Annotated in this window: 11 protein-coding genes; 4 read left to right on the top strand and 7 right to left on the bottom strand. The window is 75.0% G+C overall.

Annotation, left to right across the window (positions count from 1 at the left end):
* Positions 1–41: 41 nt before the first annotated feature.
* The 4 genes from AB0F71_RS19440 (at position 42) to AB0F71_RS19425 (ending at position 12,999) form a co-directional block, all read left to right on the top strand.
* Positions 42–5,621 carry an amino acid adenylation domain-containing protein gene (locus AB0F71_RS19440; protein WP_360235578.1) on the top strand — a complete coding sequence of 1,860 codons (5,580 nt, stop codon included), beginning with the start codon at positions 42–44 and terminating at the stop codon, positions 5,619–5,621.
* A gap of 115 nt (positions 5,622–5,736) precedes the next feature.
* Complete coding sequence (locus AB0F71_RS19435; protein WP_360235575.1) at positions 5,737–6,489, top strand: thioesterase domain-containing protein; 753 nt, start codon at positions 5,737–5,739, stop codon at positions 6,487–6,489.
* Positions 6,486–7,760: an MFS transporter gene (locus AB0F71_RS19430; protein WP_360235572.1), complete on the top strand. Its 1,275-nt coding sequence runs from the start codon at positions 6,486–6,488 to the stop codon at positions 7,758–7,760. Before AB0F71_RS19435 ends, AB0F71_RS19430 begins: the two co-directional genes overlap by 4 nt.
* A gap of 73 nt (positions 7,761–7,833) precedes the next feature.
* The gene (locus AB0F71_RS19425; RefSeq protein WP_360235569.1) at positions 7,834–12,999 is read left to right on the top strand and encodes an amino acid adenylation domain-containing protein; all 5,166 of its coding nucleotides are present in this window, start codon (positions 7,834–7,836) and stop codon (positions 12,997–12,999) included.
* Between the two features lie 64 nt (positions 13,000–13,063).
* On the opposite strand, the gene AB0F71_RS19420 is transcribed toward AB0F71_RS19425, so the two are convergent.
* The 7 genes from AB0F71_RS19420 to AB0F71_RS19390 form a co-directional block, all read right to left on the bottom strand.
* Positions 13,064–15,340 (bottom strand): pyridoxal-phosphate dependent enzyme, encoded by a 2,277-nt coding sequence (locus AB0F71_RS19420; protein ID WP_360235565.1) that lies wholly within the window; start codon positions 15,338–15,340, stop codon positions 13,064–13,066.
* On the bottom strand, positions 15,330–16,322 hold the full coding sequence (locus AB0F71_RS19415; RefSeq protein ID WP_360235562.1) for a kinase: 993 nt from the start codon (positions 16,320–16,322) through the stop codon (positions 15,330–15,332). Before AB0F71_RS19415 ends, AB0F71_RS19420 begins: the two co-directional genes overlap by 11 nt.
* Positions 16,319–17,854 carry a lyase family protein gene (locus tag AB0F71_RS19410; protein WP_360235559.1) on the bottom strand — a complete coding sequence of 512 codons (1,536 nt, stop codon included), beginning with the start codon at positions 17,852–17,854 and terminating at the stop codon, positions 16,319–16,321. Before AB0F71_RS19410 ends, AB0F71_RS19415 begins: the two co-directional genes overlap by 4 nt.
* On the bottom strand, positions 17,851–19,407 hold the full coding sequence (locus AB0F71_RS19405; RefSeq protein WP_360235556.1) for a condensation domain-containing protein: 1,557 nt from the start codon (positions 19,405–19,407) through the stop codon (positions 17,851–17,853). The genes AB0F71_RS19410 and AB0F71_RS19405 overlap by 4 nt, the downstream gene beginning before the upstream one ends.
* 80 nt (positions 19,408–19,487) lie before the next feature.
* Positions 19,488–20,246, bottom strand: a complete 759-nt coding sequence (locus AB0F71_RS19400) for an alpha/beta fold hydrolase (RefSeq protein ID WP_360235553.1) — start codon at positions 20,244–20,246, stop codon at positions 19,488–19,490.
* A 523-nt stretch (positions 20,247–20,769) separates the two neighbouring features.
* Positions 20,770–22,869: an AAA family ATPase gene (locus AB0F71_RS19395; RefSeq protein WP_360235550.1), complete on the bottom strand. Its 2,100-nt coding sequence runs from the start codon at positions 22,867–22,869 to the stop codon at positions 20,770–20,772.
* Positions 22,870–22,975: 106 nt separating this feature from the next.
* Positions 22,976–24,682, bottom strand: a complete 1,707-nt coding sequence (locus AB0F71_RS19390) for an ADP-ribosyltransferase domain-containing protein (RefSeq protein ID WP_360235547.1) — start codon at positions 24,680–24,682, stop codon at positions 22,976–22,978.
* Between the last annotated feature and the right edge of the window lie 194 nt (positions 24,683–24,876).

Genomic DNA, 24,876 nt, shown 5'->3' with positions numbered 1-24,876 from the left:
GAGGTGTCTCCATACCCAGGAGGAAAGGGCGTCTACGAGCCGTGGACAGCGAGTTCCCCGCCCAATCGGACGCCGCGGACGAGGATCCGTTCCCGGCGTCGAAGGTCCAGGAGCAACTCTTCCTCGCACAGCAGACCGTGGGTGACGCACCGACCTTTCACATCCCGTGCTTCTGGGAAGTCCGGGGACCGGTCGACATCCGTGCACTCCGGAATGCCGTGACCGCCGTGCTCGCACGGCACGAGGCGCTGCGCACCACTTTCCGCATTCACGAACAGGGACTCCTCCAGGTCGTCCATCCGGAACCGCGGCTGGAATGGCGCCTGGCCACCTGCCGGGACGCGGAGGAACTCGAACAGCGGATGGCGCACGCCGCCCGCGCCCCCTTCGACCTGGAACACGGCCCGCTGGTCCGGGCCGGTGTGCTGAGCTGCGCCGACGGCAGCCACGTGGTGGCGCTCTGCTGCCACCACGCCGTCTTCGACGGCTGGTCGGCCAAACTGGTGCGCGACGAACTGATCGCCCACTACCAGGCGTTCACCACCGGCACCGAACCCGACCTGCCCGAGGTCGAGTACCAGTACGGCGACTACTCGCTCTGGCACGACGAGTGGCTGGAGAGCCCGGCCGGCGAACGCGCCCGGCGCGCCTGGGTCGAACTGCTCGCCGGTGAACTCCCCGTACTGGAACTGCCGGGGGACGTCCGGCCGGCCTCCCGCGCCACCCCCGCCGACCGGGAGGCCGCCGCCACCGCCCCCGGCGGCACCGCCGACCTCCCGCTGCCCGGCCCGGCCGTCGAACGGCTCGCCGCGCTGGCGACCGAGCTGCGCACCACTCTGTTCACCGTCCTGCTGGCGGCCTACGACCTGCTGCTCGCCGACCGCACCGGCCTGCGCGACGTCATCGTGGGCACCCCGGCGCTCAACCGCAGCCGGACCGAGTTCCAGCGGACCGTCGGCTGCTTCGTCAACATGATCGCGGTCCGCACCGACCTCGAAGGCCCGCGCACCTTCCGCGAGTTGGTGGAGCGGGTGCGCGCCGCCGTGCTGAGCGCCCAGGACCTCCAGGCGGTGCCCTTCGAGACGGTGGTCAAGGACGTCCGGCCGACCCGGCACCAGGACCACTCGCCGGTCTTCCAGGTCGCCTTCACCGTCGGCGAGGACTTCTTCGAGCCGGTCCGGGCCGGGGAGTTGGAGTTCCGGCCGGTCGAGGTCCCGTCGGTCACCGCCAAGTACCAGCTCGCCCTCCAGGTCAACCGCACCCCGGACGGCGCGGTCGCCGAGTTCGAGTACCGGGCGGACCGCTTCTCGCCCGGGTGGATCGCCGACTTCGGCGCCCGCTACGCCCGGGTGCTGGAGCTGGCCGCGGAGCAGCCGGACCGCCCGCTGAGCGACTTCCTCGGCTCCGCCGCCCCGTCGGCCGCCGCCGAACTCGCCACCCCGGGCGGCGATCACGCCGAGGCCGACGCCTCCCCTACCGTCGCCGAGCCCGCCGACCCCGCCCCCGCCGACACCGCCCCGCGCGACGAGACCGAGCGGGTGCTCACCGAGGTCTGGGCCGAGGTGCTGGGCCGCCCCGCCATTGGCATCGACGACAACTTCTTCGAGCTCGGCGGCGACTCCATCAGCAGCGTGCAGATCGTCGCCCGGGCCGGCGCCCGCGGCCTCGGCTTCCGGGTCCGCGACCTGCTCCGCAACCAGACCGTCCGCGAACTGGCCCCACTGGTCCGGGCCACCGAGCCCGCCGACGGCGGCGCACCCACCACCGGCCCGTTCGATCTCGTCGCGGCCGAGGACCGGCCCCGGCTGCCCGCCGACGCCGTCGCCGCCTACCCGCTCACCGCCCTGCAGTCCGGCATGCTCTACCGCAGCGGCCAGCAGGCGCACACCGCGATGTACCACGACGTGCTGGTGAGCCGGCTGCGGGTGGCCTTCTCCGCCGCGGCCTGGCGCACCGCCGTGGCCCAACTGCTGGATCGCCACGAACTGTTGCGCACCTCCTTCGCCCCCGGCGGCTTCACCGAACCGCTCCAGGTGGTGCACGGGCGGATCGCCCACCCGCCGGTCAGCTTCGAGGACCTGCGCGGCCTGCCGGAGCCGGAGCAGCGGGCCCTGATCGACCAGCGCACCGACTGGGAGGGCCGCAACCTCTTCGACTGGGAGCGCCCGCCGCTGATCCGCTACCACCTCGCCCGGCTGGCCGAGGACGAGGTCCAGCTCTGGACGGTGGTCCACCACGCCGTGATCGACGGCTGGAGCGAGCGGATCCTGTTCGGCGAGCTGCTCTCGCTCTACCTCGCCGCGCTCGCGGGCGGCCCGGCCGCCCTGCCGCCGCCGCCCCGCGCCCACTACCGCTCCTTCGTCGCCCTGGAGCGCACCGCCGTCCGCGACCAGCGGCAACTCGCCTTCTGGCAGGCGCAGCTGGACGGCCTCGCGCTCGGCTCCGTCCCGGCCGCCCCGGGCACCGGGGTGCCGGACATGACGGTGGTGCCGCGCGAGCTGCCCGCCGAACTGTCCGCCGGGCTTGGCGTGCTGGCCGCCCGCCTGCAGGTCCCGGTGCGGATCGTGCTGCTCACCGCGCACCTGCGGGTGATCGCGCTGCTGACCGGCACCGAGGACGTGGTCTCCGGTGCGGTCTACAACGGCCGGATAGCCGAGCCGGACGGCGACCGGGTGGTCGGGCTGTTCCTGAACACCCTCCCGGTCCGCTGCCGGGTGGCGGCCGCCGGGAGCTGGTCCGAGCTGATCCGGCAGGTCGCCGCGACGGACCTCGCGATCCAGCCGCACCGCCGCTTCCCGATGCCGGAGCTGCGCGGCCGGGTGGCCGGCGCGGCCGCCTTCGAGACCTTCTTCAACTACACCCACTTCCGCAACGAGTCGGACGTCCCCACCGGCGGGGTGGAGGTGCTGGACGAGTACAGCCACACCCCCACCGACTTCCTGCTCGGCTCGGAGTTCTCCCGCGACACCTCGACCGACCTGATCGGGCTCGGCCTGCGCTACGACGCCGACCGGATCGCCGCGGCCGACGCCGACCGCTACTTCGGCTACCACGTGGCCGTGCTCCGGGCCATGCTGGCCGACCCGGCCGCCTCCCCCACCGCCGCCCCGCTGCTGGCCCCGGCCGAACTCGCCGAACTGGCCGAGTGGAACCGGACGGAGCGCAGCCACCCCGGCCCGCACCTGCTGCACGAGGCGATCACCTGGCGGGCCGCCGAGCGGCCCGAGGCCCCCGCCGTGCTGTTCCGCGACCGGGTGCTGGACTACGCCGAACTGGACGGCCGGGCCAACACCCTGGCGCACCGGCTGGCCGCCCTCGGCGTCCGGCCCGGCGACCACGTCGGCCTCGTCCAGGAGCGCTCCCCGGAGCTGGTGGTCTCGCTGCTCGGCGTGCTCAAGGCGGGCGGCGCCTACGTCCCGCTGGACCCGGCCGACCCGGCCGGGCGCACGGCCGCCCTGCTGGCCGAGTCCGGCTGCCGGGTGGTGCTCACCGCCGCCGGCACCGAGGGCTTCGAACTGCCGGACGCCCCGGCCGGGTTCGTCGTCGAGTTCGTCCCGGACGACCTCCCGGCCGACACCTCGCCACCCACAGTCGCGGTGCGGCCGGCCGACCCGGCGTACGTCATCCACACCTCCGGCTCCACCGGCCGCCCCAAGGCCGTGGTGGTCTCCCACCGGGCGATCGCCAACCGGCTGGACTGGATGCAGGAGGAGTTCCGGCTGACCGCCGAGGACCGGGTGCTGCAGAAGACGCCGTACACCTTCGACGTCTCGGTGTGGGAGTTCTTCTGGCCGCTGCGCGAGGGCGCCGCGCTGGTCGTCGCCGAGCCCGGCGGCCACTGGGACCCTGGCTACCTCGAACAGGTGCTGGCCCGGCAGGCCGTCACCGTGGCGCACTTCGTCCCCTCGATGCTGCGGGCCTTCCTGGACGCCGCCGACCTCTCCGCCGCCACCGCGCTGCGCCAGGTCGTGTGCAGCGGCGAGGCGCTGCCGGCCGAGCTCCAGCGGGACTTCCTGGACCGTTCCAAGGCCGCCCTGGCGAACCTGTACGGCCCCACCGAGGCGGCCGTGGACGTGACGTACTGGCACTGCGTGCGCGAGGACGCGGACACCGTGCCGATCGGCCGGCCGATCGCCAACACCCGGATCCACCTGCTCGACCCGGCCGGCCACCCCGTCCCGGTCGGCGTGACCGGTGAGCTGTACATCGGCGGCGTCGGCCTGGCCGACGGCTACCACGGCCGCCCGGACCTCACCGCCGAGCGCTTCGTCGAGCACACCTGGCCGGACGGCGGCACCGAACGCCTCTACCGCACCGGGGACCTCGCCCGGCGCCGCCCGGACGGCGCGATCGAGTACCTGGGGCGCCGCGACGCCCAGGTGAAGGTCCGCGGCATGCGGGTCGAGCCCGGCGAGGTCGAGGCCGTGCTGTCCGCGCACCCGGACTGCGGCTCGGCCGCGGTGACCTTCGACGGCGAGCGGCTGGTCGGCCACTACACCGCCCGGCCCGGCGCCGAGCTGCCCGCCGGGGAGCTGCGCCGGCACACCGAGCGGCTGCTGCCCGGGCACATGGTGCCCGCGGTCTGGGTGCCGCTCGCCGAACTGCCGCTGACCGTCAGCGGCAAGGTCGACCGCAAGCGGCTGCCGGCCCCCGGCCGGGCCGCCCGCAGCGCCGCGCCCGCCCGTCCGCTCGGCCCGGCCGAGGCCCTGGTCGCGGCCGCCTGGACGGACGTGCTGGGCACCGCGGACTTCGGCGTCGACGAGGGCTTCTTCCAGGTCGGCGGGCACTCGCTGGCCGCCGTCCGGCTGATCGGGCGGCTGCGCCGGGACTTCGACCGCCGGCTGACCGTCGCCGAGCTGTTCACCCACGACACGGTGGAACGCCTGGCCGCCCTGCTGTCCGCGCCCGCGCCGGCCGCGGCCGGGAACGGCTGGGAGGTGCTGGCGCTGCGCCCCGGCCCCGCCGCGCCGCTGTGGCTGTTCCCCCCGGTCGGCGGCAGCGCCCTGGGCTACCTGGCCCTGGCCGGCGCGCTGGACCCGCGGCTGGCCGTGTCCGGGCTGGACTGCGCCGAGCCGGTCGGGAGCACCGTCGAGGAGATGGCCTCGGCCGCCGTGGCCCGGATCGTCCGGGACCACCCGGCCGGGCCGGTCCACCTGGCGGGCTGGTCCTTCGGCGCGGTGCTGGCCTTCGAGGCCGCGGGCCTGCTGACCGCGGCCGGGCGGGAGGTGACGCTCTGCATGGTCGACGCCGCCTTCCCCGCGCCCGAACAGCTCGACGGGCTGGACGACGACCGGACCACCGAGGCGCTGCTCCAGGACACGCTGGCCCTCACCGGTGCCCCGCCGGACGAGTCCGGCAGCGAGGCCTGGCAGGCGCGCCACCGCGTCTTCGCCACCAACCTGCGGGCGCACCACGCCTACCGGCCGCGCCGCCACCCTGGCGACGTGGTCTACCTGGAGAGCCGGGACGGTCTGGCCCTGGGCAGCGCCGAGGCCTGGCGCGCGGTGGTGGCCGGCGGGTTCCGGCTGCACCGCCTCGACACCGACCACTACGGGCTGGTCCGGCAGCCGCACGTACAGGCCGTCGCGGACGTCCTCGGCGCCGTCGCGCTCGGCGGCTGACCGCTCCGCACCACCGCTCCGGCCCCCCGCAGCACCGCTCCGCCCCGCACCACCGCTCCGCCCCCGCACCACCGCCCCACCACCGAATCGACGGGAACAAGGAGTTCACGGCGCCATGCAGACCGACGCGGGCAAATGGCTGTTCCGCCCCCCATCCGAGGACGCCCCGGCACGGATCTTCCTCTTCCCGTACTCGGGCACCGGCGCGTCGATGTACCGCGCCTGGCCCGAGCGGATCGGCGAGGTCGAGGTGTGCCTGGTGCAGCTGCCCGCGCGGGAGAACCGCCTGCGCGAGCCGCACCCGGTCACCTACCAGAACCTGGCCACGGCCGCCGCCGCGGCGCTGGCCCCGCTGGTGGACCGCCCGACCGGCTTCTTCGGGCACTGCGGCGGCGCGCTGTCCGCCTTCGCCACCGCGCTCGAACTGGAGCGGGTCCACGGCAGGGAGCTGACCGCGCTCTTCATGTCCTCCCAACTCGCCCCCGACGAGGACCCGTTCGGCCGCTGGCTGTGGCTGGAGCGGGACGACCTCGCGGTCGAGCTGAACCTGCTCGCCGAGGCGGCCGGGACCAGGATGGACCCGGACTTCCTCGACGTGGCCCTGGACGTGCTGGAGGAGGACCTCGCCGCCCAGCGCCGCTACCGGCTGGACGCCCCCGAACCGCTCGCCTGCGCCGTGCACGCGGTCGGCTGGCGGCACGACGTGGAGATCCGCCCGGAGCAGCTGGGCGGCTGGAGCCGGTACGTCCCGGCGGCCCGGCACCACCGGCACCTGCTGGACGGCGGCCACCACGCCTTCCTGGCCGCCCCGCAACCGCTGCTCGACCTGATGGGCCGCGCGATGACCTCGGAAGGACCGGCGGCATGAAGCTCGACGGACTGTGGAACCACGCGGACTTCCGCAGACTCTGGGCCGGCCAGACGCTCTCCATGCTGGGCACCAACATGGTGGCGGTGGCCGTCCCGCTGATCGCCGCGGTCAGCCTGGGCGCCTCGGTGTTCCAGATGGGCCTGCTGCTGGCCACCGAGTTCCTGCCCTACCTGCTGATCAGCCTGTTCGTCGGGGTCTGGCTGGACCGCCGGCCGAAGAAGATGATCATCGTGGCGGCGGATGCCGTCCGCTCGCTGATCCTGCTCTCCGTCCCGCTGCTGTCCTGGGCCGACCTGCTGAGCGTCCCGCTGCTGCTCGTGGTGGTGTTCGGCACCGGCGCCTGCAGCACCGTCTCGGACATCGGCAACGCCGCCATCCTGCCCGCCCTGGTCGAGCGCGAGGACCTGGTCGAGGGCAACAGCAAGCTGGAGATGAGCAGTTCGGTCTCCAACATCGGCGGCCGGACCTTCGGCGGCCTGCTGGTGCAGCTGCTCACCGGCCCGGTCGTCATCATGGTCAACGTCTTCGCCTTCGGGCTGGCGGCGGCCTGCACCCTGCGCATCCGCAAGAAGGAGCCGGTGCCGGAGCGCCCGGCCGACGGCCCGCCGTCCTCGATGTGGAAGGAGATCGGCGAGGGCCTCTCCTTCATCTTCGGCAACGCGACCCTGCGCACCCTGGTGCTGGTCACCTTCCTGATCAACTTCTCCGCCATCGCCATCGACCCGGTGTTCCTGGTGTTCATCACCCGCACCCTGGACCTGCCCGGCATCCTGGTCGGCGCGCTGCTGGCCGGTACCGGCGTGGGCTCGCTGCTGGGCGCCCTGTTCGCGGCCCGGCTGGGCAAGCTGCTGCCCTTCGGCCGGATGGTGGTCTGGTGCACTGTCGCGATGACCGGCGTCGAACTGGTCATCCCCGCCGCGACGGTGATGCCCACCGTCATCGCCTTCGCGATGCTGATGTTCGTCCAGGTCGCCTACGCCGTGCTGGTGATCGCCAGCGCCGTCAACATCCGCAGCTACCGGTCGGCGATCACCCCAGACGCCATGCAGGGCCGGATGAACGCCTCCACCCGGATGATCGTGATGGCCGGCACGCCGTTCGGCGCCATGGCCGGCGGCGCGCTCGGCAGCTGGCTGGGCACCCAGTGGGCGATCGTGGTCTGCGCCGGCGGCATCGGGATCGCCGCCGTCCTGCTGGCCCTCTCCCCGGTGCGCAGCGCCACCGGCATCCCCACCGAGGTCCCCGCCCCGGCGCCCGCCGCCGCCTGACGGCCCGTCGGACCGACCCGCTCGGCCCGGCATCCGTACGCAACCCCCACGACCAGGAAGGCCAGAAGGTCTCGTGAACGACACCGACGCGGTCGGCCGCGCCACACTGGACGCCGTCTTCGCCCAGGCGCTGGCGGAGGAGGCGGGCTCCGCGGCCGCCGCCCCCGCGACCGCCGCCGTCCCGGCCCCCCGCCCGGGCGACGGGCGGGAGCCCGCGTCGCTGGCGCAGAAGCGGCTCTGGTTCCTGGAGCAGCTGAACGGCCCCAACAGCACCTACAACGTCCCGTTCCGGCTCCGGCTGGTCGGCGAACTCGACACCGGGGCGCTGCGGCAGGCCGTCGGCGACCTGGTGGCCCGGCACGAGGGCCTGCGCACCACCTTCGCCGGTGACGAGGACGAGGTCTTCCAGCTGCTCCTCGACCCGGACGAACTCCCCTGGGAGCAGCTGGACCTGACCGAGCTCGGCGAGCCGGCGGTGATCGCGCTGATCGAGGAGGAGAGCCGGCTCCCGTTCGCCCTGGCCGGCCGGCCGCTGTTCCGGGCGAAGCTGATCCGCTCCGGTACGGAAGGGGCGGCGCCGGTCCACCACCTGGCCGTCACCATGCACCACGCGATCACCGACGGCTGGTCGGAGGGGCTGTTCTTCCGGGAGCTGGGCGCCTGCTACACCGCCCGGGTCGGCGGCCCGCCGGCCGGCCTGGCGCCGCTGCCGGTGCGCTACGCCGACTACTCGGCCTGGGAGGCCGAGCCGGCCACCGTGGAGCTCTACCGCGGCCAGCTGGCCTTCTGGCGCGAGCAGTTGGCCCGGCTGCCGGAGGAGGCCGGGATCCCGGCCGACCTGCCGCGACCGGTGCTGCTCAGCGGCGAGGGCGCCAGCGTCACGGTGCCCGTCCCGGCCGACCTCCAGCGGCGGCTGGCCGCCTGGGGCGCCGGGCACGAGGCCTCGCTGTTCGCCACCGCGGTGACGGTGCTGGCCGCGCTGCTGCACCGCTACAACGGCGAGGAGCGGGTGGTCGTCGGAGTGCCGGTGGCCAACCGGCCGCGGGCCGAGTGGGAGCCGGTGATCGGCTACTTCGCCAACACCCTGGCCGTGCCGGTGGACCTCGCCGGTGACCCGACCCTGCGCCAACTGCTGGGCCAGGTACGGACGGTGGCGGCGGAGGCGCTGTCGAACCAGAACGTGCCGTTCGACCGGGTGGTGGAGGCGCTCGGCGTCGTCCGGGACCCGTCCCGCAACCCGGTGTTCCAGGTGATGTGCAGCGTCAACCAGGTGGTGCCGCCGCCGGAGCTGCCGGGCCTGGCGGTGGAGATCGTGGAGATGCGCAACGACTCCGCCAAGTTCGACCTGGAGCTCGCGGTGAGCTACACCGCGGACGAGGTCGGCTTCGCCTTCGACTACGCCACCGACCTGTTCGAGCGGGAGACGGTGGAGCGGCTCGCCGCCGACTACCTGGCCCTGCTGGAGGCCTTCCTGGCCGAGGGCGCGGCGAGCGTCGGCGCGGTGGCGCTGGGCGCCCACGGTCCGGCCGAGGTGGACGGCGTCGAGGCGGAGGTCCGCGACCGCTACGGCAACCGGGCGCCCACCGGGGTGTACGGCGAGCTGCTGCTGGCCGGCCAGCCGAGCGGGCGCCGGGCCCGGGTGCTGGCCGACGGCCGGGTCGAGGACGCCGCCGAGCCGGCCGAGCGGGCCGAGCAGGCCCGGCCGGCCACCGACGGCTCCGCCGCCCCCGCGACCGCCACCGAGCGGGCGCTGGCCGCGATCTGGTCCCGGCTGCTGGGCACCGAGAAGGTCGGCCGGGACACCGACTTCCTGCGCGACGGCGGGGACTCGCTGCTGGCCACCCGGCTGGTCGCCCGGATCCGCCGGCAGTGGTCGGTCAAGCTGTCCGTCCGCCACGTCCTCAGGACCCCGGTCCTCGCCGACCTGGCCAAGCTGCTGGACGAGGCCGCCGCCGCGCCCGTCGAGACGCCCGCCCGCAGCGCGATCCTGGCCGCCACCGGGCCCCGGCCCGAGCTGCTGCCGCTGTCGATGGCCCAGCGCGGGATCTGGATCGTCAACCGACTCGGGCAGCAACAGGCCTTCTACCACATGCCGTTGGCGGTGCGGATCGAGGGCGAGCTGGACCTCGCCGTGCTCGCCGCCGCCGCCACGGACCTCGGCCGCCGGCACGAGATCCTGCGGACGGTCTTCCCCGCCGACGCGGGCGCGCCGCGCCAGTCGGTACAGCCGCCCGAGGCCGTCGCCCAGGTGGTCCGGGCCAGTGCCGTTCACCCCAACGGCCTCCAGCAGGCGCTGCGGGACGCGCTGGAGACCCCCTTCGACCTGACCACCGAAGTCCCGCTGCGGCTGCACGTGTTCAGCACCGGCCCGCGCTCCCACGTGCTGCTGGTGGACGTCCACCACATCGCCTGCGACGGCCTCTCGCTCGCCCCGCTCTGCCGCGACCTGGCCACCGCCTACGCCGCCCGGGCCGCCGGCCGGGCCCCCGACTGGCACGAACTCCCCATCCAGTACGCCGACTTCGCGCTCTGGCAGGCGCAGCAGCTGGGCCGGGCCGAGGATCCGGACAGCCCCTTCGGCCGGAGCCTGGAGTTCTGGACCAAGACCCTGGCCGGGCTCCCCGAGGAGCTCGCCCTGCCCGGGGCGCGCCCGCGCCCGGCCGCGCCGACCTTCCGCGGCCTGCCCACCCGGGTTGAGGCCGGCCCCGAGCTGTACCGGCGGATCACCGCGGCCGCCCACGAGCACGGCGCCAGCGTCTTCATCGTGCTCCAGGCCGCCCTCGCCGCGATGCTCACCCGCCTCGGCGCCGGCACCGACATCCCGCTCGGCACCCCCACCGCGGGCCGCTCCGACCAGGCGCTGGACGACCTGGTCGGCTGCTTCATCAACACCGCCGTGCTGCGCGCCGACACCTCCGGCGACCCGAGCTTCCGCACCCTGATCGCCCGGGTGCGGGAGACCAACCTGGCCGCGCACGACCACCTGGACCTGCCCTTCGACGAGATCGTCACCGCCCTCAACCCGCCCCGCCGGCACGGCCGCAACCCGCTGTTCCAGGTGATGGCCAGCCTCAACGGCGAGCCCGAGCCGGTCCCGGCGCTCGGCGGACTGCCCACCGAGCCCTTCGACCTCGGCACCCCCGCCACCCCGTTCGACCTCACCATGGAACTGACCGAGGACCGCGCCCGCGCCACCATCAGCGGCGTGCTCACGGTCAGCGCCGATCTCTTCGACGAGGCCGCCGGGGCCGCCCTGGCCCAGCGGCTGCTGCTCGCCCTGGAGATCGCCACCGAGCGGCCCGACCTGCCGCTCTCGCACTGGGAACTGCTGCTCCCGGGCGAGCGCGAGGCCGTCCTCGGCAGCTGGAGCACCGGCCTCCCCGGGCCCGGCGCGGCCACCTTCGCCGAGCAGTTCGAGCAGGCGGTGGCGGCCGCGCCGGACGCCCCCGCGCTGGAGACGGACGACCTCACCCTGAGCTACGCCGAGCTGGACGAGCAGGCCAACCGGCTGGCCGCCGAACTGGTCGCCCGTGGCATCGGACCGGAGAGCACCGTCGCCCTCGCGCTGCCCCGCAGCGGGGAGCTGGTGCTCGCCGTACTGGCGGTCGCCAAGGCGGGCGGCGCCTTCCTGCCGCTGGACGTCCGGTTCCCGGTCGAGCGGCTGTCCTTCATCCTCGCGGACGCCGGGGCCGCACTGGTGGTCACCGACGAGGACGGCGCCGCCGCGCTCCCGGCCGACGCCCCGCCGGTCCTGCTGCTGGACGACCCCGACCTGCTGGACGCGCTCGGCGAGCACTCCGGCGAGCGCCCGGCCACCGCCCCGGTGCACCCGGCGAACGCCGCGTACGTGCTGTACACCTCCGGGTCGACCGGGCAGCCCAAGGGCGTGGTGGTCACCCACACCGGGCTGGCCCCGCTCGCCGAGCAGCTGCACCGGGCCGTCCTGCTGCCCGAGACCGCCGCCGCGGCGGCCGGCGGGGAGCAGCCCCGGATGCTCCAGCAGGTGTCCCCCACCTTCGACATGTACGTGATGGAACTCCTGATGGCCTTCCGCTCCCGGGCCGTGCTGGTGGTGGCGCCCCCGCACCCGGTGCTCGGCGAGGAGCTGGCCGTCCTGCTCGAACAGCGGCGGATCAGCCACGCCGTGCTGACCCCGACGGCGCTGGCCGCCCTGCCCGCCCGCGACTACCCCGCGCTGCGCGCGATCGTCAGCGGCGGCGAGGCGATCGGCACCGAGCTGGTGGACCAGTGGGGGCGCGGGCACCGGCTGCACAACGCCTACGGGCCGACCGAGACCACCGTGCTCGGCACCCTGTCGGGCCCGCTGCGCCCGGCGGCCGGGCCGCCGCTCGGCGAACCGATCGCCGACTCCCGGCTGTTCGTCCTGGACGCGGCGCTGCGCCCCGTCCCGCCGGGCGTCACCGGGGAGCTGTACCTCGCCGGGGCGAGCCTGGCCCGCGGCTACCTGGGCCGCCCCGACCTGACGGCGGACCGCTTCCTGCCCTGCCCGTACGGCGCGCCCGGCGAGCGGATGTACCGCACCGGCGACCTGGCCCGGTGGACGCCCGACGGCGAGCTGCACTACCTGGGGCGCAGCGACGGGCAGGTGAAGATCCGCGGGGTGCGGATCGAGCTCGGCGAGATCGAGTCCGTCCTCGGGGCGCACCGCAAGGTCGCCAACTCGGCCGTGCTGGTGGACCGTTCGGCGGCCTCCGGGCCGCGCCTGGTCGCCTTCGTCTCCCCGGCGGACCCGGCCGACCCGGCCGCCCGGCCCACCCCGGCCGAGCTGCGGGCGCACTGCACCCGCTCGCTGCCCCGGGCCCTGACGCCGGCCCGGTTCGTGGTGCTCGGTGCGATGCCGACGCTGCCCTCCGGCAAGACCGACCGCAAGGCGCTGCGGATCCCGCCGGAGGAGGGGGCCGAGGGCCACCGCACCCCGCCGGGCACCGCCACCGAACGGGCGCTGGCCGCGATCTGGCAGCAGCTGTTCGAGACCGAGCGGATCGGGATCGAGGACGACTTCTTCGTCCTCGGCGGCCACTCGCTGGCGGCGATCCGGATGCTCGCCGAGATCCACCGCGACCTCGGCGTCGAACTGCCGCTGAGCGCCTGCTTCGAGCACCCGACGATCGCGGCGTTGGCGGCCCTGGTCGACCGGACGCCGAAGCCGGACGCCGCCGAGGAGCCGGCCGTGGTGCGGCGGCGCCGCCCGGGCCCGCGGTCCACGCCCGGGGCCTGAGCCACGACGGGAGGGCCGGCGGACCGCGCTGTGCGGTCCGCCGGCCCTCCCCCGTACGCCGCGGCTACTCGGCCTCGACCACGACCGTCAGCTCGGCCAGCGCGGCGTCCAGCGCCCCGCCCACCTCCTCGGGGCCGTCCCCGACCGCGATCACGTGCCCCAGCCGGTCGTACGCCTCCCGGACCGGCCGCACCGCGCGCCCGGCGGCCGCCGTCACGGTGACCCGCTCCACCCCGGTGACCGCGGCTGCCCGCTCGACGCCCTCGACGGCCGTCAGCCGGCCCTGATCGGCGGCGATCAGGAAGCGGATCCCCGCCGAGCGGGACCGCTCCGGGGTCAGGTTCAGCGGCAGCCCGGCGGCGGCCCGGATCTGCTGGTCCAGCAGGTCGATGCCGGTCGCGGGCCGGATCAGCTCCGGGATCATGCCGCCGGCCAGCCGGGCGTTGATCTCGATCACGGCCGGCCCGTCGGCGGTCAGCCGCAGCTCGACGTGCGCCGGGCCGCGCTCCAGGCCGACCGCCTCCAGGCTCCGCCGGGCGGTGTCGGCCATCGCCGCCGCCGTCTCCTCGGGCAGCACGGCCGGGAACAGGTGCCCGGTCTCCACGAAGTACGGCAGCTCGCTGACGGTGCGCTGGGTGATGCCGACGCAGTACGTCTCGCCGTCCGCCCGGAACATCTCGGCGCTGAACTCCGGCCCGGTCAGGTACTCCTCCACCAGCACCGTCCCGGCGCTGGCCTGGCCGCGCACGTTGCGGGTGACGGCCAGCAGCTTGCGGGCCTGCTCGGCGACGGTGGCGACGTCCTCGCACCAGAGCACCTCGTGCGAGCCGGACTCGTCCACCGGCTTCACCACGCAGGGCAGGCCCACCGCCGCGACCGCCGCCTCCACCTCGGCCGGGTCGCGCACCTCGGCGAACCGGGGCTGGCGCACCCCGTGCGCCAGCAGGGTGCGCCGGGTCGCCGACTTGTCCCGGCAGGCGGCCAGCGCCGCGGCCGGGTTGGCCGCCACACCCAGCCCCTCGGCCAGCGCGGCCGACTGGACCAGGTAGTACTCGCTGGTCGTGGTCACGCCCGCCACCTCGCGGTCGCCGGCCGCCACCTCGGCGGCCTTGCGCAGCGCCTCCGGGTCGTCGGTGTCACAGACCACCACCCGGGCGCCGGTCTCCGCCAGGCCCTGGTAGCGGGCCGGGTCCACCACGAACAGCACCGGCTCCAGGCCGAGCCGCACCGCCGTGGTCAGCGCGAGCATGCCGGTGCCGGTGGTGTTGGACTCCACGAAGAACAGCAGCGGGCGCTCCCGGCGGGATATCCGCGCGTAGGACCAGGTGCTGACCAGCTCGCCGTAGCGGACGGGGGTGGGCTCGGTGGCGATCGCGGGGGCGTCGCCGATGGCTCCGGCTCGGGCGGCTGCGGTGCCGGACACCGCGGCGTCGGCGGCGTACACCGTGTCCACGTAGCGGTCGCCGCGGTCCGGCATGATGCCGACCAGCTTGGTGCCGGGCGCGGCGTGCGCCGCCAGGTGGGTCAGCACCCGGTAGACCGAGCCGGAGGTGTTCCCGGCGAAGATCTTCTGCTCCCGGGCCAGCGCCCGGGTCGCGGCGAAGGCCTCGTCGTCGGAGAGCCAGTGCACCTCGTCGATCAGCCGGTAGTCGATGTTGTCCGGGTAGAGGCTGTTGCCGAGGCCGGACTGGCGCCGGGTCGGCACGTCGGGCTGGCCGAACAGCACGCTGCCGACGGCGTCCACGCCGACCACCGTCAGCTCGGGGAAACGTTCCAGCAGGGCCCGGGACGTCCCGCACAGCGACCCGCCGCTGCCCACCGAGCCCACCACCACGTCCACCGTGCCGAGGTCGTCCACCAGCTCCTCGGCCAGGCCCCGGTAGGCCGCCGGGTTCTGCGGGTTGGAGTACTGCTGCGGCCAGAACGCGCCCGGCAGACCGGTCATCAGCTCGGCCAGCAGGTCCAGCCGGGCCGACTGCCAGCCCTGGTCGCCCATCGCCGACACCACGTGCACCTCGCAGCCCAGGGTGCGCAGCTTGGCCAGGGTGATCGGGTCGATCCGCGGATCGGTGACGATGTGCACCGGGTGCCCGAGGTGGGTGCCCACCAGCGCCAGGCCGAGCGCCATCGTCCCCGAGGAGCTCTCCACGATCGGCGCCCCGGGCCGCAGGGCCCCGGAGCGGCGGGCCTCGGTGACGACCTGCCGGGCCACCCGGTCCTTCATCGCGAAGGCGTTCGCCAGCTCCAGCTTCGCGTACACCTCGACGCCCTCCGGCGCGGGCACCCGCAGCCGGACCAGTGGCGTGTGGCCGATGGCGTCGACGATCGATTCATGCCGCATCAGCAAGCTCCATGTCCTGAAGGGTGAGGGCCCGCACCGTGCTGGTGGTGCCGGGCAGGGTCGAACAGGCCGCCAGGGCGGCGGCGAGCCGGGGCCCGTGGTCGGCGTCGTTCTCGTCCAGCAGGACACCCAGCAGGGTGCCGCTGTGCGCGCACACCACCCCTGCGGCGCCGACCCGTTCGGCGATCGCCAGCACCGCGTCGAGGTTGCGCTTGGGCGCCAGCCGCTGGTTCAGCACCGCGCTGCGGCTGGTCACCGCCCCCACCCGGGCGAGGTCCCCGGCCCGCACCGCCGCACCCAGCTCGGCCAGCAGCTCCGCGTACTCGGCGCGCTGCGCCGGGGAGAACACCTTCGGCACCCGGTTGAACGCCACCGTGTCCAGCAGCCCGCCCTCGTCCACCGCGACCACGGTCGCCGCCGGCAGTCCGCCCAGGCGCTCGCGCAGCCGCACCTCGCGGTGCTCGAAGGCCACCACCTCGGGGTGCATCACCCCGTCGGTCGGCTCGATCGGGCGCAGCCAGCGCTCCACCTCGGCGGGCGAGGTGTCCAGGCCCACCGCGGCGCCGACCGCCCGCACGGTGGCCACCAGGTCGGCCGAGGAGCTGGCCATGCCCTTGCCGACCGGCAGGTCGCCGTCCAGCAGCAGCACCCCGCCGGCCGGGCGACCGCAGGCCGCGAGCATCGCCTCGGCCACCCGCCGGGTCTTGGTCTTGTGCGAGGGGAACACCCGCAGCGGGCCGCCCGGGTCGAGCCGGAAGCGGGCCCGCGCCCAGCGGTCGACCGGCAGCGTCACCAGGAACTCCTGGCCGCCGGGCAGGGCGCCCTGGAGCAGCTCGCCGAAGGTGCCGAAGGCGCGGGCCGAGCCGGTGCGCAGGTCGACGCCGGGGCGGGGGGAGGCGAAGGACGGGCGGCGCGGCGGCGGGACGGCGCCGGCGGACGGGGCCGCCGCCGGGGCCGGGCGCGCGGAGGAGGGCGGGGTCACCGCTGCGCCGGGGCGTCTGCCGGGGCGCCCGCCGAGGCGTCTGCCGAGGCGTCTGCCGGGGCCGCGAGCAGCGCCGCGACCTCGTCCGCGGCCGCCCGTACGACCGCGGCCCGCTGTGCCCAGCACTCGGTCAACCGCTCTTGCTCGGCGTCGAGTTCGGCGAGGGTGGCGCGGACCTGGTCGGGGTGGGTCGAGCCGACCGAGGTCTTGGCGCGCAGGCCCGCCTCGACGCTCAGCGAGGCCGCCAGCAGCTCCTGCGGCCCGGCCAGCCGGTGCCCGGCCTCCTCCGCGACCGCCGCCAGCAGCGCCGCGTCCCCGTCGGCCGGGGCCAGGCCCTTGTCCAGCGCGGCCCTGATGTAGCGCCCGGCGATGATCTGCGCCGTCCGCCAGGGCACGCCCTCGTCCAGGGTCAGCCGGTTGGCCAGGGTGAAGCCGCCGAGGAACTCGCCCTCGCAGGCCGCCCGCATCCGGTCGGTGCGGAACACCAGCCCGGTGACCACGGCGTGCGCCAGCCGCAGGGTCGAGCGCAGCGCCTCGGTCTGCACCCGCAGGTGGGCGCCGGCCTCCTTGGACACCTCGACGGTGTTGGTGTACGGGGTGTTGCGCTGGGCCGCCGCCAGCTCGGCCGCGCTGCCCGCGACCAGCGCGCAGCGGCCGCGGATCCGCTCCAGCACGGGGAAGTTCTTCTTCTGCGGCATCGCGGCGGAGATCCCGGACAGCTCGTCCGGGAGGTCCAGGAAGCCGTGGGCGCTGCCGCCCCAGGCCATCAGGTCGGTGGTGAAGCGGCTCAGCGCGACGGCGAAGTTGGCCGCCTCGGCCGCGATCGCCAGCGCCCAGCCGCGCGAGGCGACGGCGACCAGGGCGTGCGGCTGGGGCCGGGCGAAGCCGAGCAGCCCGGCCATCCGGGAACGGTCCCAGTCGAGTTCCTGCCCGGCCATGCTGCCGGCGCCCAGCGGGCAGGCGTCGATCTCGTCGTACGCGGCCAGCAGTCGGCGCACGGCGGTCAGCGTCTCGCTGGACAGCGCGGCCAGGTAGAAGCCGGGGCTGATCACCTGGGCGGCCTGGGCGTGGGTGTAGCCGGGCATCGGCACCTCGACGGCGCCCGCGGCGAGCGCCCGGACGGCCGCGTCGAAGGCCAGCAGGTCGGCGGCCAGCGCCCGGACCTGCTCACGGGCGGAGAGCAGTTGGGCGCAGACCTGGAGGTCGTTGCGGCTGCGGTCGGCGTGCCAGGCGGCGAACGGCGCGACCGGGCCGGCCGCGACGTGCCGCTCCAGGGCGAAGGAGATGTCCGACATGTTCTCGCTCGGGTTCGCCCGGATGCCGTCCTGGTCGACCGTGTCCAGGCGGGCGGCGATCGCGGCGGTGCCCGCCCCGTCGACCAGCCCCATCCGCCGGTACTCCAGCAGCAGCACCTTCTCGATCGCCACGTAGTGCCGCAGCAGGTGCTCGGCCTCGTAGGCGAACTGGGGTGCCAGCACCTCCTCGTGCCACACCTCGCTCGGGATGCCGACGATCCGACCGGTCACCGTCATTGCGTGCTCCTCAGAAGAACCGATGGGGCGGACCGGCCCTCGCCCGGACCCTCCGGCCCGGCCGGTCCGAGGCTGCCGGTGGGGAAACTCTCGGCCCGGCCGTCCCGTCGGCCGTCCCGTCGGCCGGGGTGCCCGGCCGCGCCGGGTGCCCGGCGGGCGGCGGCCGCCGCGGGCAGCCCGGCCAGCGGGGCGGCCGGTTCGGCGAGGCCGGCGGCGAGCAGCGCCAGATAGTCGTCGAGCAGTGCGCGCGCGGTGGCGGGGGCGAACAGCTCGGTGTCGTACACCAACCGGGCGGCGCGGTCGGCCACTTCGAGCAGCAGGTCGTCCTCGGCATAGCCGCAGGGGGCGCCGAGCTCGCCCTCGGCGAGGTTGAACGCCAGCTGGTGGACGGGCGCGCCCGGCGCCTGCCCGGCGGACAGCTGCGCCAACTCCGGTACGGGCAGCTCCTGGTGCTGCCAGGCGGCGGAGGCGACGCCCTGGACGCGCTCCACCAGCGCGGTGAAGGACGGGTCGCCGGAGGTGTCCAGCCGCAGCACCACCTGGCCGGCCAGGGCCCCGACCAGCGACAGCGTCTCGGGCCGGCGCCGGCCCGAGACGGGCACGCCGATCAGATGGTCGGTCCGGCCGGAGCGGTGGTGCAGCAGGGCCGCGTAGCCGGCCAGCAGCACCGGGGCCGGCGACCCGCCGAGCCGGTGGGCGCCCGCCCGCAGCGCGGCCGCCAGGCCGTACGGGAACTCGGCGCGGACCTCGGCGCCCGCGAAGGCCCGGGCGGCCGGGCGGGGCCGGTCCAGCGGGAGGCCGTGGCCGGTCGGCCGGTCGGCCAGCCGGGCGTGCCAGAACTCGGCGGTGTCCGAGGGGAGTTCCCGGCGGAGCTGCTGCTCCCTGTCGAGGTTCCCGTCCCGCTCGTGCTGCCGGTCCCGCTCGTACTGCCGGCCCGCCCGCTCGTACTGTCGGTCCCGCTCGTACTGCCGGTCCGCGAGGTCGGCGAAGTCCAGCAGCCGGTCCGGCAGCACCGGGGCCCGGCCCTGCTCCTCGGCGGCGCACAGTTCGGCGAGTTCGGCGTTGAGCAGGAACAACGAGGCCGGGTCGCAGACCAGTTGGTGGGCGACCAGGACCACCGCCCAGTCCGCCTCGCCGAGCCGGACCGCGACGGCCCGCCACAGCGGCGCCCGGGCCGGGTCGAAGGGCAGCACGGCGGCCTGGTCGGCGATCTCGGCCAGCCGCTCGGCGCGCTTGCCGTCGTCCGGGCCGCTGAGATCGGTGAACTCCACCGGCAGCTCGATCGCCGGGTGCACCACCTGCCGCAGTTCGCCGTCCAGCACCCGCACCGAGGTCCGCAGCGCGGTGTGCCGGGCGGTCAGCGCGGCCAGCGCCGACCGGAGCTGCTCCTCGTCGACCGCGGCGTCCAACCGGAAGGTGTCGGCCACGTGCTGGAGCAGCAGGCCCCCGGAGCGGCGGCCGGTCCGCCAGACCAGTTCCTGGCCGTGGGCCGCCCGGGCGATCCGCTCCCCCTCCGCGCCGGGCCCGGCCGACCCGGTGGTTCCATCCGCCATCGCAGTTCCTGACCTCGTCGTTCCAACCGTCGCGGACCGGGGCCTGCCCGTCTCGCGGCCCCCTGCCGGGGCCCGCGGCTTCAGGCCACGGGGCTCCCGATCCCGGCACGAACGGCCCGGCCGATGGCGTCCAGGTTGTCGTCGAGGAAGAAGTGACCGCCCGGCAGGACGTGTTGGGCGAACGGTCCGGTGGTGTGCGCGGCCCAGCCGGCCGCGTCCTCGGGTCGGGCCGAGGCGTCCTCGTTGCCGACGAAGGCGGTGATCGGCACCGGCACCGGCGGCTCGTCACCGCAGTCGTAGGCGTCCAGCCAGCCGAAGTCGGCCCGGCAGACGGGCAGGACGAGTTCCAGCAGCTCCGGCTCGTCCAGCACGAAGGCGGGCAGGCCACCGCCGCGGACCAGCCGCTGGAGCATGGCGTCGTCGGGCAGCGCCGACAGGCCGTCGAAGATGTCGTCGCCCCGCGGCTGGTCGGGCCGCGGGCAGCCCGACACGAAGAGGTGGACGGGCAGTTCGGCCCCGGCCCGGCGCAGCCACCGGACCACCTCGAAGGCGAGCAGGCCGCCCATCGAGTGGCCGAACAGCGCGTACGGGCGGTCGGTGGTGGCCGCGACGGCCTCGGCGATCCGCTCCACGTCGACGGCCGCGGGCTCACCGAGGCGGCGCTCCCGGCCCGGCAGGGCCAGCGCGGCGACCTCGACCTCGGGGCCCAGCGCGGCGGGCCAGCGCGCGTAGATGGACGTGCCGCCCCCCGCATAGGGGAAGCAGACGAGCCTGACCGGCGCCTCCGGACGCAATTCTCGGGAAACGAACCATTTGTCGGGGAGTATCTGGCCGTTCACGGGCGCCATCCAGGAAGTCCGGCTTTTGGCCCGAGGTCGTCCGGAAAGTCCATGGTCTCCGAAGCGGCCTTTCTGGAAAAGATGTCAGAACTCATTCGATCCGTCACTGGATCGCCGCTCTGCGGAGGCCGGTTGTGCCGCCTGGTCGGTTCTGCCATCGAGGATGATGAATAGTGTGCCGATCAACCGCTGATGACTGTACCTCAGCTGAGTGAGCACGCTCAATAGTTGGCGATAACCGGCCAGCACCCGGCAGCACCCCCTCCCGAATGGGCCGTTTCGACAACCCGCCCACCGCGCCCGGGAATCGGGGGCGCAACTCGCGGGGAACTCGCATTGGCTTATCCGGCGGCGCCCGTGCGGTACGGCCCGGCGGCGGGCGGGCACCGACCACGCGGGAACCGAGCCGGACCGGGCGATGGCCGCCACCGCCCGGACGGTCGGTCCACGAACCCGAACACCCGGGCGACGGCGCGGAGAACGGGCGTCAGCACGCCGGGGCCGGGGGCGGTGGCCGGCCGGTTCAGCCCCCGGCCAGCGGGCCCGGGAGCGGGCGGGTGTGCAGGAGGTCCAGCCGGGACACCGCGCGGGTCAGCACCACGTACAGCCGGTGCAGCCCGCGCGGTTCGGCCTCCGCGATGGCGGCCGGCTCCAGGACGATCACATGGTCGTACTCCAGCCCCTTGGCGAGCGAGGACGGCAGCAGGGTGACCCGGGCCGCGGGGGCGGCCTCCTCGGCCGGGGCGCTCGGGATCCCGGCCGCCCCGAGCGCGGCGCCGGCACCCGCCACCGCCGCGTCCGCGGCGATCACCGCGATCGAACCCTCCCGCTCCAGCGCGGCGCGCACCGCGGCCACCAGCGCCGCGTCGAGGTCGGACACCGGCCGGACGGCCACCTCGCCGTCCCGGCGCAGCGAGACGGCGGGCGGCACGTCCACGTCCAGGGCGGGCAGCAGCCGGTTGGCCAGCGCCGTCACCGCGGCCGGGACCCGGTAGCCGGTGGTCAGCGGCACCAGCGCGGCCTGCGGCTTGCCCAGGTGGGCGAGTTGCTCGGCCCAGCCGCGGGCCGACCAGGGCGCGGTGGCCTGCGCGAGGTCGCCCAGGACGGTGAGCGAGCCGAAGGCGCTGCGCCGGGCGATCGCCCGGCACTGCATCGGGGAGAGGTCCTGGGCCTCGTCCACCACCACATGGCCGAAGCTCGCCGGGCGCTCGATCAGCCCGGCCAGCTCGTCGAGCAGCAGCAGGTCGGGCTCGGACCACTTGGCGCTCTTCTCCGAGCGCGGCGGCCTGCGCCAGAGGAGCGCGGCCTGCTCCTCGGCGTCGAACAGGCCCTCGGCCGCCTCGGCCAGCACGGCGGGGTCGCCGAGCAGCGCGGCCAGCACGGCCTCCGGGCGCAGCGCGGGCCAGGCCGCCTCCAGGAACGCCGCGACCGGTCGGCAGCGGCCGACCTTCTGCTGCCAGGTGGCGTTCTTGACGTCGGTGCGGCGTTCGGCCTGCTGCTGGAGCAGGGCCACCACCCGGGCGCGGAGGTTCTCCCGTCCGATCGCGTACGGCGGTGCCTGCCCGCGGACCTCGGCCACCAGCCGGTCGAGCCGCTCGGCGGGGACCCGCCAGCGGTAGGAGCCCTCCGGGACGGCCAACGGCTCGGCACCGGTGGTCCTGATCCGGCCGTACAGCGCCCGGCGCAGCACCTCCGCCATCCGGGCGTCGTGCTTGAGCGCGGCGGCCCGCGCGCTGTCGACCGCGGTGGCCGGGCGGGTGGCGACCAGGTCCTCCACGGTGCGCTGGGAGACGTCGAGTTCGCCCAGCGCGGGGAGGACCTCGGCGATGTAGCGCAGGAAGGTCCGGTTGGGGCCGATCACCAGCAGGCCGCTGCGCCGGATCCGCTGCGGGAAGCTGTACAGCAGATAGGCGGCGCGGTGCAGGCCGACGGCGGTCTTGCCGCTGCCGGGCGCGCCCTGGACGCAGACCGACTCGGCCAGTTCGCCGCGCACCAGCGCGTCCTGCTCGGGCTGGATGGTGGCGACGATGTCGCGCATCGGCCCGGTGCGCGGGCGCTCGATCTCGGCGGCGAGGAGGCCACCGGGGCGGCCGGGCGCTGGCCCTGGCCCGGGTCCGGGTCCGGGTCCGGGTCCGGCCGCCGTGTCCAGCCGCTCGTCCTCCAGCCCGGTCAGGTCCTCCGGTCGGCCCGGGCTCGACGGCGCCCAGCCGAAGCGTCGGCGCCCGGCGAGCCCGAGCGGGTCAGTGGCGCTCGCCCGGTAGAACGCCCGGGAGACCGGGGCCCGCCAGTCGATCACCAACGGTGGCACCGTCGGGTCCTCGGAGATCCGCTGCCGCCCGACGTAGTAGCGCTGCCCCCGGTGGTCCCCGGCACCGGGCCCGTCGCCGAAGTCGAGGCGGCCGAAGAAGGCGGGGCTGTCCGGCAGCTCCCGCATCCGTTTGGCGCGGGTCCGCAGGTAGCGGCCCAGCGCCTCGGCGCTGGCACCGTCGCCCGAGACGTCCTCCCCAGCGACGACCTGGTGGGCGGCGTCCTCGACCTGCCGGGCCATCGCCGCCCGGCAGGCCTCGACGTGGGCCCGCTCGCGCGCCAGCTCGCGGTCGAGGTCCTCGGCTCCTGTCGTCATGGCTTCCTCCGCGCTCGACTCGACTGTCGTCCGAAGGATCCAGCTTAGCTTAACCGGGTAAAGATATTAACTTGGTCGGATTCCCGCTCGTGGACGGGTCGGCGGCTCAGGACACCAACGGCGCCTCCGCGACCTCGGTCAGCGTCACCGTGCACAGCCCACCGCGCTGGGCCTGCACGTCCGTGACCTCCAACTGGGTACCGGGCAGCAGGATGTACTCCTCCTCGCCCGTGAACGCCGAAAACCGCTGGATGCCCGTGGCGCGCAGCGGCCGCACCTCGAACAGCGTCCGCTTGCCCCGGCTGCCCAGGAAGGACTTCGCCACGCCCAGCTCGGACGTGCAGGAGGACACCCCCCACCACGTCACCGTCCGCCCCAGCGGGTACTGCTTGCGCAGGTCCAGCGCCACCCCGCGCCAGAGCGGCTCCGTCCGCACCGGCAGCTGCGACACCGCCGCGAACAACAGCCGCAGGTACGGCAGGTACGGCACCAGCCGGGCCCGGTCCGGGGAGCGCAGCACCGCGTTGATCTCCCGGTAGAACGCCGACTCGCAGGTGTACAGGTACAGCGCGGCGATCGCGTCCGCGGACAGCCCGTCGGGCACCCCCGCGCCGCCGCGCCCGTCCGGCCTCCCGGCCACCTGCCCGTCCACCTGCCCGGCCGCACGCTCGGCCGCCCACTCGTCCGCCCGCCGCTTGCCGAACTCGTGCGACAGCGTGACGTGCCGGTCCAGGCCGCGCAGCAGCTCGGCCACCGGGGCCACCGCCGCCCGGAAGTCCATCAGCGGCGTGTCGAACACCCCGCTGATGGCCGGGAGTTCGAGCCCCTCGTCCTTCACGCCGGCGAGCCGGTCCAGGTACAGCTGGTGCAGCTCCATGGTGGACGCGATGAACGCGCCCATCCGCTCGGCGACGCCGCCGTCCGCGCCCCCGACCGCCGCCGCGCCGACGTCCCAGCCCTTGCTCGGCAGCCAGTCGATCCCGTCCGCGCCGAGCGAGCCGAGCGCGGCGTTCACCGCGGCGAAGTGCTCGTTGTCGCAGAAGATGTCACCCTGGGCCGCCGGGTTGGCGTGGTCGATGTGCCGGACCTCGACCCCCGGGTACTTCTTCTCCAAGCGCTGCACCACACTCTTCAAGCTGCGTGCGTGCGCACCCCACCAGGCGAAGACCACACCCCGGTCCTCCTCCCCCGCCTCCTGCTTGGCCCGCAGGATCTCCTCCACGATCCGCTCGGCCACCGGGCGCCAGAACCCGGTGTGCTGCTCCGGGCCCATCGCGCCGTCCGCACTGGCGGTCAGCGCCGCGTTCAGCAGCAGCACGCCCTGGGTCAGCATCGCCTGGAACCACTCCGGCGGCTGGACCGTCTCCTCCTTCTTCAACAGCGCGCGGATGTCCGCGATCGGCGTCTTCTTGGGAATGCCGTACTTCCACATCGCCGCGGCCTTGATGATGCAGCGGATGCTGATCACCCGGCCGAACTGGCTGTCCTTCCAGTCGTGGAAGGCGTTGTCGAACATCGCGATGCCGGTGGCGCTCTCCGGGCGCGGGTACGGGTTCTGCCCGAAGACCACCACCTTCCACCGGTGCGGGGCGTGCGGCTTGAGCGCCTGGAAGGTCAGCTCGCGGACCGGCACGACCTCCGGGCTGCGCGCCGGGCCGATGAACGAGGCCGCACCGGACTGCGCCTCGATCACCGGCTTGAGCACCGGAAGCCACGGCTCGCCGCCGCCGTGGAACAGCTCCGCGAGGGCCAACGGGTCGTTCGGGTCGTGCTTTTCGGGCTGGTTGGTGGCAGAGGTGTCGGCAGCGCTCATGGTGGTACTCCGGCTGGTCGGGTCACGGAAGGCATCGGATGACGGTCCGTCAGCTTTCCGGCGGACGACACATTCCTAACAGCCGGCACTGACAATCCGGCCCGACGGCCCACCTGCCTGAACGACCCCGGACGGATTGTCAGTGCTGCGCGCTAGCGTCGGGAACGACAGGGAGAACCCCTCCCCGTACGAAA

It is taken from the genome of Kitasatospora sp. NPDC028055 (assembly GCF_040637885.1).
In the GTDB taxonomy this organism is placed as follows: domain Bacteria; phylum Actinomycetota; class Actinomycetes; order Streptomycetales; family Streptomycetaceae; genus Kitasatospora.
Note: the sequence above shows the minus strand (reverse complement) of the source record. Positions and strands in the feature narration are given on the sequence as shown.

What these genes read in the sequence shown, in the direction of transcription:
- AB0F71_RS19435 (WP_360235575.1), top strand. Translation starts at nt 5,737, where the DNA reads ATGCAGACCGACGCGGGCAAATGGCTGTTCCGCCCCCCATCCGAGGAC.
- AB0F71_RS19430 (WP_360235572.1), top strand. Translation starts at nt 6,486, where the DNA reads ATGAAGCTCGACGGACTGTGGAACCACGCGGACTTCCGCAGACTCTGG.
- AB0F71_RS19420 (WP_360235565.1), bottom strand. Translation starts at nt 15,340, where the DNA reads ATGCGGCATGAATCGATCGTCGACGCCATCGGCCACACGCCACTGGTC.
- AB0F71_RS19410 (WP_360235559.1), bottom strand. Translation starts at nt 17,854, where the DNA reads ATGACGGTGACCGGTCGGATCGTCGGCATCCCGAGCGAGGTGTGGCAC.
- AB0F71_RS19405 (WP_360235556.1), bottom strand. Translation starts at nt 19,407, where the DNA reads ATGGCGGATGGAACCACCGGGTCGGCCGGGCCCGGCGCGGAGGGGGAG.
- AB0F71_RS19395 (WP_360235550.1), bottom strand. Translation starts at nt 22,869, where the DNA reads ATGACGACAGGAGCCGAGGACCTCGACCGCGAGCTGGCGCGCGAGCGG.
- AB0F71_RS19390 (WP_360235547.1), bottom strand. Translation starts at nt 24,682, where the DNA reads ATGAGCGCTGCCGACACCTCTGCCACCAACCAGCCCGAAAAGCACGAC.